The 13,974-nt window shown below is 48.2% G+C and carries 12 protein-coding genes; 5 read left to right on the top strand and 7 right to left on the bottom strand.

Features of this window, described 5'->3' with window-relative positions:
* The first annotated feature begins 57 nt into the window (after positions 1-57).
* The 4 genes from PSI22_RS04810 (at position 58) to rarD (ending at position 6,721) form a co-directional block, all read left to right on the top strand.
* Positions 58-477, top strand: a complete 420-nt coding sequence (locus tag PSI22_RS04810; RefSeq protein ID WP_273578798.1) for a DUF1795 domain-containing protein — start codon at positions 58-60, stop codon at positions 475-477.
* Positions 478-490: 13 nt separating this feature from the next.
* Positions 491-4,840 (top strand): HNH/ENDO VII family nuclease, encoded by a 4,350-nt coding sequence (locus PSI22_RS04815; RefSeq protein ID WP_273578799.1) that lies wholly within the window; start codon positions 491-493, stop codon positions 4,838-4,840.
* Positions 4,837-5,268 carry an SMI1/KNR4 family protein gene (locus PSI22_RS04820; RefSeq protein ID WP_273578800.1) on the top strand — a complete coding sequence of 144 codons (432 nt, stop codon included), beginning with the start codon at positions 4,837-4,839 and terminating at the stop codon, positions 5,266-5,268. Before PSI22_RS04815 ends, PSI22_RS04820 begins: the two co-directional genes overlap by 4 nt.
* Positions 5,269-5,830: 562 nt before the next feature.
* Positions 5,831-6,721, top strand: a complete 891-nt coding sequence (gene rarD, locus PSI22_RS04825; protein ID WP_273578801.1) for an EamA family transporter RarD — start codon at positions 5,831-5,833, stop codon at positions 6,719-6,721.
* Between the two features lie 37 nt (positions 6,722-6,758).
* On the opposite strand, the gene corA is transcribed toward rarD, so the two are convergent.
* From corA to lptM, 7 genes are all read right to left on the bottom strand, one after another.
* On the bottom strand, positions 6,759-7,709 hold the full coding sequence (gene corA, locus PSI22_RS04830; RefSeq protein ID WP_273578802.1) for a magnesium/cobalt transporter CorA: 951 nt from the start codon (positions 7,707-7,709) through the stop codon (positions 6,759-6,761).
* 91 nt (positions 7,710-7,800) lie between these two features.
* Positions 7,801-9,966 carry a DNA helicase II gene (gene uvrD, locus PSI22_RS04835; protein WP_503016469.1) on the bottom strand — a complete coding sequence of 722 codons (2,166 nt, stop codon included), beginning with the start codon at positions 9,964-9,966 and terminating at the stop codon, positions 7,801-7,803.
* Between the two features lie 64 nt (positions 9,967-10,030).
* Positions 10,031-10,747, bottom strand: a complete 717-nt coding sequence (gene yigB / locus PSI22_RS04840) for a 5-amino-6-(5-phospho-D-ribitylamino)uracil phosphatase YigB (protein ID WP_273578803.1) — start codon at positions 10,745-10,747, stop codon at positions 10,031-10,033.
* Positions 10,747-11,661, bottom strand: a complete 915-nt coding sequence (gene xerC, locus PSI22_RS04845) for a tyrosine recombinase XerC (protein ID WP_273578804.1) — start codon at positions 11,659-11,661, stop codon at positions 10,747-10,749. The genes yigB and xerC overlap by 1 nt, the downstream gene beginning before the upstream one ends.
* Positions 11,658-12,362, bottom strand: coding sequence for a DUF484 domain-containing protein (locus PSI22_RS04850; protein WP_273578805.1), 705 nt, complete (start codon positions 12,360-12,362; stop codon positions 11,658-11,660). Before PSI22_RS04850 ends, xerC begins: the two co-directional genes overlap by 4 nt.
* Positions 12,363-12,410: 48 nt before the next feature.
* On the bottom strand, positions 12,411-13,235 hold the full coding sequence (dapF, locus tag PSI22_RS04855; RefSeq protein WP_273578806.1) for a diaminopimelate epimerase: 825 nt from the start codon (positions 13,233-13,235) through the stop codon (positions 12,411-12,413).
* A 47-nt stretch (positions 13,236-13,282) separates the two neighbouring features.
* Complete coding sequence (gene lptM / locus PSI22_RS04860; protein WP_038248582.1) at positions 13,283-13,462, bottom strand: LPS translocon maturation chaperone LptM; 180 nt, start codon at positions 13,460-13,462, stop codon at positions 13,283-13,285.
* Between the two features lie 82 nt (positions 13,463-13,544).
* On the opposite strand from lptM, the gene cyaY reads away from it, so the two are divergent.
* Complete coding sequence (cyaY, locus tag PSI22_RS04865) at positions 13,545-13,862, top strand: iron donor protein CyaY (RefSeq protein ID WP_038192732.1); 318 nt, start codon at positions 13,545-13,547, stop codon at positions 13,860-13,862.
* Positions 13,863-13,974 lie beyond the last annotated feature (112 nt).

Here is a 13,974-nt window from a genome sequence, read left to right on the forward strand (position 1 = left end):
AACCCATAAATATACAGGCAACACACGATACAAACCGAGTGATAAAAGAAGACACCCATGAATAAACAAGCCTACCAGATGAACGAAGGAACCCTGGCTATTCCCGCTAACTGGCGTGATGAATCGATGCACGTGTTTGTCCTGCCAGATGACAGTGGCGTCAATTTGGTGATTAACCGGACACCAGTGCCTATGGGTTCTGACCACACCGCCTACTACGCTCAAACATTGACTCAGTTTGAGACCCACCTGCCCGGCTATAAGGAACACCAGAGGCTGGAAATAGCCCTCAGCGGTACACCAGCTTGGCGGTTGGATTACCAATGGCAAAGCCCAGAGGGCGAAATGCACCAGACCGCAGTATTACAAATACGCGGGAATTTGCTACTGGCTTTTAACCTGACTTCTCCACAGCCGTTTGAAGAAGGGCAACGCAACGCTCTGCTGGCGGTGGTCAGCAGTTTCCAAGCGACCTGACTGGAGGCCAGCTATGGGACTGATGGATGAAATTATCACTCGCACTGCACGGGTAGGTGCCACCCATGCCAGCAAGCATCTTCTACCTATAGAGCGAGAGAAAGGCCCTGCGGCGGCACGTCAGGGAGATCCTATCCAACACAGCAGTTTTTTAGGTGCACTGGCGGGTGCGATTGTAGGTGCTTTGATCGGCGCTGCGATATTTGGTGCAGTAGCATTACTGATAGGAGGAACAGGTGGGCTGGCAGGGGTAGCTGTGATGGCGGCCGGCTCCCTGTTGACAATTGCGCTTGGTGATCTTATCAGCAAGGCCAGCTCGGCAGTAACAGAGGCGGTCAACAGCTGTAGCCCACCAGACGGAGTCATAGCCAGCGGTTCACCCAATGTATTAATTGAGGGCAAGCCAGCGGCACGAGTAGAGTTGGATAAAGCGGATTGTAAAAAACATCCGGCATCACGTATCGCTCAAGGCAGTGAAAGCGTGTTTATCAACGACAAACCCGCCGCGCGGATCAAAGACAAGCTCGAGTGTGGCGCAACCATCAAAGGCGGGGCAAGCAAAGTATTTATTGGCTCAGGTCAGGGGACGTATCTTGATATACAAGAGGAATTTTCACTTTTAGAGCGGGCGGTGTTAATTGCGGTGGAATTTATCATTCCTCCGTCACGAGGGATGGCAAAAGGCCTCGGAAAACTATTTACCAAAAGCGGTCGGAAAGCCATTCTCAACGGAGCCAGAAAGGGCGCCCAAAAAGCCGGAAATGTCATAACGGGTAAAACCATAAAATGCGCCAAAATCGCCTTCAAAGAGACTAAAGGTGCGAAGCGTTATTGGAAAAGTACCAAAAAATTCTTCACGGGCGACCCAATAGACGTCACTACCGGCTCTCTATTTGATCAACCCACCGATATAGAGCTAGGGCAGACGGTGCCGCTGCAATTTATACGCAGTTGGTCACCCGGACATCGCGGGCTGCTAGGGGAAAACTGGCTGGATAACTTCTCCGAATGTGCTCTTGTCACAGGGGATCGGGTAGAAATTCTCACAACAGAAGGTGCGTCACTCCACTTTGCCCTGCCAGACAGTTATGACCACAGCTTCAACCCCGAACACCCTGATTTCAAACTGAGCCGACATAAACAGGGTTTTATCCTGAGTGATCGCAACAGCTTAATTCGCAAATATTTTACCTTATCCACTTCCACAGAGAAGGATAGCCCCCAGCGCTGGCAACTGACCGAACACCGCGACCACAACGATAACACAATTCGTTTTCATTACAGTGAACAACACCAACTGAGAAAAATAACCCATAGCGACGGCCCCGAATTAGTGTTGCTGTACCGTGGGAATGGCTTGCTGGAAGAAATTCGTCGCACCGACAACGGCCTTAATGAGGTGATGACTCGCTACCGCTATCACGATAACGGCTGGCTGGCCGATGCAGACAGTACACAAGTATTTCACCTGTTTTATGAATACAACGAACAAGGATTAATGAGTCGCTGGTCAGACGGCGATCAGACTGCGGCAGATTACACCTACGATAAACAAGGGCGCTGCACTTATAGCGTGGGTTCTGGTGGTTTTTATCCTATCCATCTGACCTATGAACCAGGCATCACCCGTTCAACCACGCCACAAGGCCACACGACGACCTGGCATTACAATGACCAGCAACAAGTGACACAAGTGGAAACTCCGTGCGGCAGTGTCACTCACTACGAATACGATGCATGGGGCAACCTGCGCCGACAGATTTTACCGGAAGGTGAAATTGTTACCCTCGACTATCTCGCAGATACCGGATTGGTGGCAGCCTTTACCAATGCTATCGGCGCAACTTGGAATTATCACTATGATGATGCCGATCGCCTTATCAGCATGACTGACCCGCTCGGACGAGTTTGGTGGCAACAGTACGATGATAAAGGTAATCCTGAATGCTTTATTGCACCAGATGGTCACAAAACCACCCTGACCCGTAATGAATTTGGGCTGGTGATCGCCGTAGAAGACAGTGACGGGCGTAAGCGGAGTTGGGAATATGACCCTCACCAACGTCTCACTAAATTGTTTGATGAAGAGAACCGCAGCCTGCAACTGGGCTATGACAGTCAAGATCGCCTGCAACGGATGACCACTGGCGGCGGAGCACTTTGGCGCTGGGATTATGATCGCCATCACCGAATTTCCTTAAGTGATCGCCCCAATAACAGCATTGAACGCTTCCACCATGATCGCCACGGCAACCTGACTGAATGGACTGATGCGCACGGAGTTGCGTGGCTGATTGAGTACGGGCCGTTTGATTTGCCCATAGCGCGTGTGGATGGAGAAGGGAACCGCTGGCAGTACCATTATGACCTCGATAACCTGCAATTGCTGGAAGTCATCAATCCACAGAGAGAAAGCTACCGTTATACACTGGATGCAGATGGGCGAATCATTACCGAAACCGACTATGCTGGCACTCAATGGCATTATGCTTATGACCTCAACGGCAACTGCATTGAAAAACGCGATGCTTTAGGCAATATCACTTGCTATGAATACGATGCCGCACAACGGCTGACTGACATACATACGCCGGAAGGAACCACCAGCTACCGCTATGACATTATCGGTCGTCTGCTGGAAATCACCACACCTGACACAAGACCGCTGACGTTCGAATACGATGAACAAGACCGCATTATCCGGGAAATCCAGCCACACGGGGAAATCCATCGCGAATATCCTGATAACGCCACAATAGAAAGGCGGCTCCTTGCACCAGATAACCGACTCTGGCAGGCAAAAACGCAAATTAATAAGGTTGGAGAACTTAATTTACTGACCATCAATGGTGACCATATCCTGACACTGGAACGGGATGAGGATGGGTACGAATGGCACCGCCAGTCCGATAAAGGCTTTATCCTGCGCCAAGAGCACTCGTTAATGGGGTTACTCACTTCCCAGCGTGCCGGGCGTAACACGCAGATTTTTGAAGCCCATGAAGTAGCGGATATCCCGCAACCTACGTTGGCAGGTTTGGATCGCGAATATCGCTACGATGATGCTCTTAATCTGGTGGCAGCGAATGATGAGCGGCAATGGCTACGTTATGTGGTTAACGGCAATCGGCAAGTGACCTCAGTCAGTGATCGTGAACGGTTGCGGGAACATTATCAATATGATGCCTGCGGCTACCCATCCCGCCGCTTTGACGGGCTCAGCGATATTGACGGGGAATGGCTCTACCAGAAAGGGCATAGACTGAGACGTTTGGGACAGCATCTATTTGAGTATGACGATGCTGGCCGAATGACAGCAATGCAGTTATGGGAAGAAGGCCACCGCCCTGCTCTGACCAAATTTCGCTGGAACAGCCAAAACCAGTTGATTGGGGTACTGACGCCCGGTAGTCAGCAGTGGGAATATCGCTATGATGCCTTTGGGCGACGTATTGAGAAAGTTTGTAAGCAAGCCGGAATGTGCACTACATATTTGTGGGATGGGGATGTTCCGGCGGAAATTCGTGAGTACCGTCACCATCGGTTGCATAGCATCCGGCATCTGGTGTTTGATGGTTGGCAGCTTCTGGCGCAACAGGTGCAGTTTTTTACGCCGAATCCTGAAAACCGTGATGAACTGATTGCGGGGGAGATCCAAACCCACTATGCGGTATGTGCTCCGACTGGCGAATCATTGGCGTTGTTTGACGCTGAAGGTCATCGGGTTTGGCGTCAGTCTGTGCATTCTCTGTATGGCCTGCGCCTCGGAGTACTGGGCGAAAATTCACAATTTGATCCAGGACTGAAATTCGCAGGTCAGTGGTTGGATGAAGAGAGCGGGCTGGTCTACAATCGGTTTAGGTATTATTCGCCGGTGGCGGGGTGTTATTTGACGCCGGATCCCCTAGGTCTGATAGGAGGAACCAATCCCTATAGTTATGTTCATAATCCCACGGGTTGGGTAGATCCGTTAGGGTTAGCAAGCTGTCATTCACAAAAAAGAAAATATTGGTCTTCAGATCCTATTACCTTTAATGGCAATAAAGTCTATCAACGAGATGATTTATTCGATCCTCATAGGATGACAACATGGAGGGAGAAAGGTAAAGTGATCAGAGGAACAAATATTGAACGAATGGCATCTGGTAGGGCACCTGTTGGATATGATAACAAAACTGTAAACTTACATCATATGCTACAAACCCAACATGGCCCTATAGCTGAGCTTAGCCAGACATTCCATCAAACTAATCATAAAGTAATTCATATAAATCCTAATACCATTCCTTCAGGAATAAATCGCGCTACATTTGATAAATGGAGAGAAGAGTATTGGATGAACAGAGCTGGAGATTTTAAATGAACAGAGAAAAATTATTAGATCTATTTGCTCAACACTCTGATTTATTAAATATGGGTAGTATAGATGATGCACCTTTGCCTGAATGGATAGAAAAAGCAGAAAATGCGTTATCTTTGATCTTACCTGATGATTATAAATGGTTTTTAGATAATTTTGGGGGTGGTGATATATGTGGTGATGAAATATACAGCATATATTGTATTCCATTTGAAGAAGCTATTGGCGGTGATTTAGTATACCAAAATACAATAGCTAATAATTACATTAGCAAAGGACGTCTAGTTGTATCAAATACAGATTTTGGGGAAGAATTTTATTTTGATGTTAAAGAATTGAAGGCTGTTTATGTCTCATTAGGTGAAGAACGTAAACTATATGCTGAAAACTTTATTGAGTTCTTATATAAAAGATTGATGTCTTACATCTGATATTAGGCCGGAAAGATCTCAGTGATCTTCCGGCTTTATTATCATCCTGCCTTATAATCCTCAATCAATTCCCGCATCCGGAGCTTAATCTCACTAAGGTGGCTTTGCTAGCGTTCGACTTATTGCCAGATAGCGCGGGTCTCATCGCTGTCCGGTATCAGCACCAGACAGCCGTCCAGCAAATTCAAATCAATTCCCAAATTCCTGTTTGAACTTAGATAATTTAATTATAAAAAATAGCCAGTTACATTAATTGTACAAGATTAGAACAGTCTAATTTCTAGATAAGTTACGTTTAGCCCATCAACCACTAAAGTTCATTTTTTAATCCACTTCTGAACACTCAAGCTTTGAGATGAAAAATAAGTTATATTGTATAAATATAGTTAATTATTTTATTAACAAATACAAATTAAGCATAAAATTCCATTAAAATGAGTGACAAAATTTTATTCATCCCTCACGGCATTAACCCCTTGTAAATCATTCATCCCAATGACACATTGTATGTGTGCTAACGATCCACAAGCTCTTCTGATTTTCTTTTACATTCAAGGATATTATGACTGACCAACAGACTGCCAAAGGCGTTCTATATGCCTTGGGCGCTTATCTTATTTGGGGGCTGGCTCCCATCTACTTCAAGACCATACAACAGGTACCGCCCGATGAAATCGTGTCGCACCGTGTTATATGGTCTGTGTTCTTTATGGTGCTGCTGCTGACGCTGACACGCCACTGGCGTAAAGTGTGGGCCGTTGCCCGTCAACCGAAAAAACTGCTGCTGTTAGGCATCACCGCTTTCACGATTGCCAGTAACTGGCTTGTCTATATCTGGGCGGTTAATAATGGACATCTGCTGGAAGCGAGCCTCGGGTATTTTATCAATCCATTGGTTAACGTACTGTTCGGCATGATGTTTCTTGGCGAGCGTTTCCGCCGGATGCAGTGGGTTGCGGTAGGGCTGGCCTTCACTGGCGTATTGATTCAGCTATGGCAATTTGGCTCTATCCCCGTGATTGGCCTGTACTTGGCGATGACATTTGCCGTCTATGGTCTGATCCGTAAGAAATTGGGCGTTGATTCCCAAACCGGCATGATGATTGAAACTGTCTGGGTATTTCCGGTCGCGATGATCTATCTTTTCTGTTTTACCAGCAGCCCAACCAGCAATATGCTAGATAACACGCTATCACTGAACATGTTGTTGATTGCCGCGGGTATCATTACCACTGTTCCGCTGCTGTTTTTCACCGCAGCCGCTGCTCATCTTCGTTTATCCACACTGGGATTTTTCCAGTATCTTGGCCCAACGCTGATGTTCTTGCTGGCAACGCTGGTTTATGGTGAACAGATTGGTCCGGAGCGCCTGATCACGTTTGGTTTTATCTGGGCTGCATTGATCCTGTTTACGCTGGATGCTCTGTACACCCAGCACCGCTTGCGCAAGTAACCGAATTATCCCTCCGCCCACCAATGGGCGGGGATTATTACAGCCAGTTTTTCCGCTTGAAATAAAGATAAGGTGCTAATCCCGCTGCAATCATCACACCAATGGCCGCAGGGTAACCGAATGTCCAGTGCAGTTCCGGCATAAATTCGAAGTTCATACCGTAACTGGAAGCCACCAGCGTTGGCGGCAGGAATACGACGGAAACAACCGAGAAGATTTTGATAATGCGGCTCTGTTCGATATTGATGAAACCCATAGCCGCCTGCATCAGAAAGTTGACTTTCTGGAACAGAGATTCGTTATGCGGTAACAGAGATTCGATATCTCGCAGGATTTCACGGGCCTGTTCAAGCTGATTAGCGGGCAGGCGGGCGCGACGCACGAGGAAGTTAAGCGCGCGCTGGCTATCCATCAGACACAGACGGACTTTCCAGCCGATATCTTCCTGCTCCGCAAGGTTTGAAAGCGCTGAGTCAAATTCATCCCCCTGCTTGCCTTCCATGATAACTCGACTCAGGGATTCCAGTACGCTGTAGATATTTTCAATCACATCTGCCAACTGTTCGATCTTAGTTTCGAACAAATCCAACAGTAGCTCATAGGCATTCCCGTCAACCATAGTCTGGTTGCGGGCGCGCATTCGGTATAATCGAAATGCAGGAAGTTCACGCTCTCGCAATGTGTAGAGACGACTGTCACGGATGGTAAATGCCACTGTCGAGTTACCAGCATGATCTTCGGCATCTTCAAAGTAGAAGAATGAGTGGACGTGCAGACCATCTTCATCTTCAAAAAAACGTGCTGATGCCTCAATATCATCCAATTCAGTGCGGGTTGCCAGTACTTGCCCCAGTTCATTCTGGACACGGAGACGATCTTCATCTCCCAGACCCACTAAATCTACCCACATGGAGTCAGATAACTGATCACCGTTTTCAAGCTCAAGACGGAGCAGGCGATGATTCTCTAATTTAAATGCGTTCAGCATGTACCATAAGTCTCCTTATACTCCCTACGTTTATCGTAAGGCGCGAATGTTACGCTTAGACGAAAAAGCCTGTCAACATTCGACCGGATTATTATTGGCCTGTTTCAAGTCTGGCATAAGCGGCAACCAGCCACTTGATACCTTCATCTTGAAACGCGATTTGCAGGCGGCAATGTTCCCCACTGCCTTCTATATTGATAACCGTCCCTTCACCAAATTTGGGATGACGTACACGCTGACCAAGTACGTAACCACTGTCGCCGGCACTGATAGGTGTTCCCAGCCGCTTATGGCTGACCGGACGTGATACGGTTGCCCGCAGGCGAACTTCAGCAACACATTCCGTCGGCAGTTCTCCAACAAAACGAGACGGGCGATGATACACTTCCTTGCCATATAAACGACGGGTTTCGGCATAGGTCAGCGTCAGTTTTTGCATCGCCCTTGTCACACCCACATAGGCCAAACGACGTTCTTCTTCCAATCGCCCGCCTTCGTCAAGAGACATTTGGCTGGGGAACATTCCCTCTTCCATGCCGACGATAAAGACTTGCGGAAATTCCAGCCCTTTCGCAGAGTGCAGGGTCATCAACTGCACGGCATCCTGATAAACATCCGCCTGCCCTTCCCCCGCTTCGAGTGCCGCATGGGACAGGAAGGCCTGCAATGGCATCAGGTCTTCATCTTCATCCTTATAACTGAACTGGCGGGTCGCAGTAACCAGTTCTTCAAGGTTTTCGATACGCGCCTGTGCTTTTTCGCCTTTTTCCTGCTGATACATCGCCCACAGGCCGGAGTCACGGATAATGCGGTCGGTCTGTACGTGCAGCGGCATCTCCTGAGTTTCTGTTTCCAACGCATCAATCAATTCAATGAAACGCTGCAATGCGGATGCGGCACGCCCCGCCAACACTTTTTGCTGAAGCAGCAGCAAGCAGCTTTCCCATAGCGTTTTCTGCTGGTCGCGCGCCACTTGACGCACAACATCGAGCGTTCTATCCCCGATACCCCGCGTCGGTGTGTTGACCACGCGCTCGAAGGCGGAATCATCATAACGGTTCGATACTAAACGTAGGTAGGACAAAGCATCCTTGATTTCCTGACGTTCGAAGAAGCGCTGGCCGCCATAAATGCGGTAAGGCATGGAGACCTGCAATAACGCCTCTTCCAACACGCGGGACTGGGCATTGCTGCGATACAGGATCGCACACTCTTTCAGTGCGCCGCCGTTGTCCAACCAATGCTTGATACGGCTGACGACATAACGCGACTCATCCAGCTCATTGAAAGCACAGTAAAGTGCAATCGGCTCGCCTTCCCCACCTTCTGTCCACAAACTCTTACCCAATCGGTCGCTGTTATGAGCAATCAGGGCGTTAGCCGCTTTGAGGATATTACTGGTGGAGCGATAATTCTGTTCCAGACGGATGGTTTCTGCGGCGGGAAAATCCCTGAGAAAACGCTGGATATTTTCCACCTGCGCCCCACGCCAGCCATAAATCGACTGGTCATCATCGCCGACAATCATCACCTTGCCGCTATCCCCTGCCAGCAGGCGGATCCAAGCGTATTGAATACTGTTGGTGTCCTGAAATTCATCCACCATAAGATTCGTGAAGCGCTCACGATAATGTTGCAGGATCTGCGGTTTGTTCAGCCACAGCTCATGGGCACGCAGCAGCAATTCGGCAAAATCCACCAATCCGGCGCGGTCACACGCTTCCTGATAGGCTTGGTAAATTTTCATCCATGTCGCTTCTACCGGATTGCCGTAGCTTTCGATATGCTGAGGGCGCAATCCTTCATCTTTTTTACCGTTGATGTACCACATGCCCTGACGGGCTGGCCACTGTTTGTCATCCAGATTCATCGCCTTGATAATACGCTTGATCAGTCGGTGCTGATCGTCACTATCGAGGATCTGGAAATCCTGCGGCAGATTGGCGTCAAGGTGATGGAAACGCAGCAGGCGATGAGCCAGACTATGGAATGTTCCGATCCACATTCCCCCTTGGCTGGTGCCAATCAGGTTTTCAATCCGATGGCGCATTTCAGCCGCCGCCTTATTGGTAAAGGTCACCGCCATGATGGAAAAAGGTGACGCATTTTCAACTGACAGTAACCAGGCGATCCGGTGAACCAGCACGCGCGTTTTGCCACTGCCAGCCCCAGCCAGCACCAACATATTGGTACGCGATGCCGCAACAGCTTCGCGTTGTTTATCATTCAGGCTTTCGAGCAGATAAGAAACGTCCATAATTACCATCAATTGAGAACAGTCACTTTTGTCACTGTTTTTTTATACAGATTACAATCTGAAATTATATCAGTGCGATCAAAGAAGCCAAATCAGAAATCTCAACATGTGGAACCCGGCGCCCTTCCGGCTCCTGCATCAGATTTTTATTTTCGGGGTTAATCCAGCAGGCTTGCATGCCACTGCACAGAGCACCTTCCACATCAGTTTTCAAATTGTCGCCAACATGCAGGATCTGGCTTATTGGCAGGTTCAGCCGTTCAGCCGCCAGATGATACATATCTGGGTAAGGTTTGGCTCGCCCGTCCATCCCCGCTTTGAGGACAAACTCAAAATAAGGCTCAAGCCCACACGCAGCAGGTTCGGCATTCCCATTAGTGATCGCCACCAACGGCATTTTTTTCGCCAGTACAGATAAAGTATTATAGGTGGATTCCGGCACGATGATCTGATTACGCCAATAAGTAAAGCAGGACATAAGTTCATCCGCACCACGCAGGGTTTCCTCACGATTGAAACCGTGGTGGCTGAACATCAGTTCTACTGACTGGCGGCGCCAAGATGTCACGTCATGGTAAATTTCAGGCTCCGACTCAAGAACCGCCTGACGGTACACATACAGATCTTCTCTCTCAAAATGATTGAACTTGACATCGTACTGCCTGATAAAACACAACACTTCTTTTTCGGTTTTATCGATTACAGGATGATTATCGTAAAGCGTATCATCCAGATCGAATGTCATCGCAGCAAACGGCGCGAGAGGCCGATAAAAACGCATTATGATTTTCCTCGTTTGGCTCTGGGGTGGGCCACATCATAGACTTTGGCCAGATGCTGGAAATCCAGATGGGTATAGATCTGGGTCGTCGATAAGTTCGCATGACCCAGTAACTCCTGCACTGCACGGAGATCACCACTGGATTCCAGAATATGCGTGGCAAAAGAGTGGCGTAGTTTATGGGGATGGATATGGCTGTTAACCCCTTGGCGAACGCCCCATTGTTCAAATCGTTTTTGTACGTTACGGGCAGAGATCCGTTTTCCGCTTTTAGTAGAAATGAAAACGGCATTATCTTCCGGCTCAAACCATTCCCGCATTTCAAGCCAGCGCTGGAGCCATTCCCGTGCTGTACGCCCCACGGGGACTTTACGTTCTTTACTGCCCTTGCCATGCACCCAGACTTCACCACTTTCCAGCTCCAGATGCCGACAATCCAGACCAACCAGTTCTGACAAACGCAAACCTGCACCATACATCACTTCCATCATCGCCCGGTCACGAACGGACAATGGATCATTCAGGTTGATATTGAGTAACTGGTTGACTTCGTCCACATCCATGTTTTTGGGCAAATGGCGCTTTTTACGCGGTGCACTAACGGCTTTGGCAGGATTGGCATCCAGTTTTCCCTGTATCACCATCCAATCAAGGAAAGTGCGCAGGGAAGAAAGACGCAGGGCCAGGCTGGCAGACTGCAACCCCGCCCGACGGCTGCGGGAGGCAAACATTCTGACTTTAGCCGGATCAAGCGCCTGCCATTCATGTATCCCCATATCCAGTGACATCGACGCCAGAACCGCCAAGTGACGACGGTAGTTAGTGATAGTCAATGGGCTTAAACGACGCTCAACCCGCAGATAATGCAAAAAGGTCTCTACCGGTTCAAGCAGCAAGTCAGTCGGCTGAGTCATACTCGTTCTACCCAGCGGGACAATAACCCCGGTAGCAATTGCGCCAGATGATCAAGTAGATCAGTTCCCATACCTTCATGATAGTGCTGTTTATCACGGCTATTGAAAATCACCATGCCCAGATCCCCCTGTGAACCCAAAAGGGAGATAGCGACTGAACCTACATAGCGAGCCTGTGGTATCAGCAGTAAAATTTCTGGGCCATACAGTGTGCCAAGATAATGGTTACTGTCACCAAATCGTTGAATGCGGACAGGCTCAAACACATTACGCGAGATAGCCAGTTCCGGCGAATTCAGCGGCGCACCAAGACGCCATTTATCACTGAATAACCGAACATAACTATTACTCAACCCAAGGGTTTTCGACCATGAACTCAAGCGGGAAAGAAAGTCCTGCAAACTTTTGGCAGCGGAGAGATCAGCGAGTAATTGCAGCAGACGGCTAAACAGCATTTCATTCTGTTTCGCCTGCTCCACCAGATGGATCAAATCGTCTTCCAGATGACAGATGCGCTTTCTCTGGCGATCCATGTGCCATTCCATCAGGGAGACACATTCACGAACCGGATGAGGAACCCGTATCTTATCGACCATATTGGCATTGCGGATAAAAAACTCAGGATTATTCAGCAAATAATCCACTACCGCCTGATCATTCAGCCAATTTTCCAAGTGCAGTGGATCGTCATTTTTACCCATTTTCCAATGCCCCATAATTCAATAATGACTCAGATAAAACTGAATCAATCACAAATGAATCGTACCTTCATAAACGTGAGTTGCAGGCCCTGTCATATAGAGTGGCTTGCCCGGCCCGTCCCAGCAAATTTGCAGGAAACCGCCCGGCAGATCAACGCGAACCTGACTATCCAGCAGATCTTGCTGGATACCGACGGCGACGGCTGCACATGCACCGCTGCCACAAGCCCGTGTCTCTCCTGCACCACGCTCAAAGACACGCAATCGAATATGACTACGATTCATGATCTGCATGAAACCAATATTCGCCCGCTCAGGGAAACGGTCATGATTTTCCAATACTGGCCCCAAAATCTCCACTTCTGCGGTGTCGACATCTTCAACCTGTATCACACAATGAGGATTTCCCATCGACACAACACCGCAGAGCACGGTGCGTTCAATGGCACGGATAATATAGGTTTTCTCCGCCTTATTGGCACGAAAAGGAACATGCTGTGGTTCAAAGTTCGGTTCTCCCATATTGACACAGACCTGATCATCATTGGTGATGCTCAGTACCATCCGACCTGCTTGCGTACTGACCTTAATATCACGCTTATTGGTCAACCCTTTCAAGCGAACAAAACGGGCAAAGCAGCGTGCCCCGTTGCCACACTGGGAAACTTCACTACCATCAGCATTAAAAATGCGATAGTGAAAGTCTAAGTCAGGATCGTAGGGAGCTTCAACGACCAGTAGTTGATCAAAGCCCACGCCAGTACGTCGATCGGCCAAACGGCAGATTAATTCTGGCGAAAAATAAACATTCTGGGTCACTGCATCAACGACCATAAAATCATTGCCAAGACCATGCATTTTGGAGAACTGCATATACTACTCCAACATAGACTGCTCCAAGAGAAACCACATTATCGGTGCTATTTTTGTTGAGTATCCGATTGTGTATTGTGTTCTAGCTGTGCTTTATTTGCCTGATCTGCTGGAGCCTGTGTCACAGTCGGCTCTGCCGGCGGGAAATAAAGAGGACCTTTCAAGCCACAACCAGAAACCGCAAGTAGTGTTATGATAGCCAGTGACCAACGGAATTGTTTTTTCATCATAATAATTAATGCCTGTAATTCATGCGCCAATACTCTCTATAATCGCAGTTAGACCCTGAAAAGCAAATAGGAAATGAACATGAACGATAGCGAATTTCATCAATTGGCCGATCAATTGATGCAGCGTATTGAAGAGCAACTGGATAACTACGATGGCGATGCCGATATTGACTGTGAAACAAACGGCGGCGTAATGACGCTGACTTTTGAAAACGGCAGCAAAATCATTATCAATCGCCAAGAACCCTTTCATCAAATCTGGTTGGCAACCAAAAGTGGTGGCTACCACTTTGGTTGTCAGGAAAACAGATGGATTTGTGACCGCAGTGGTAACGATTTTCTATCTATGCTGGAACAGGCGATCACAGAACAGAGCGGCGAATCATTTCAGTTTTAGCATTTTTTTGCTACTACGCAACCCATCTATTGCTTATGCCGTATTGAAATACGGCATTTTTATTACCGCCCATAAACCGAATCGCCATAGACCGCCATAAAGCCAATCGCAA

Origin of the sequence: Xenorhabdus aichiensis (genome assembly GCF_028598775.1) — a bacterium.
Classification (GTDB): domain Bacteria; phylum Pseudomonadota; class Gammaproteobacteria; order Enterobacterales; family Enterobacteriaceae; genus Xenorhabdus; species Xenorhabdus bovienii.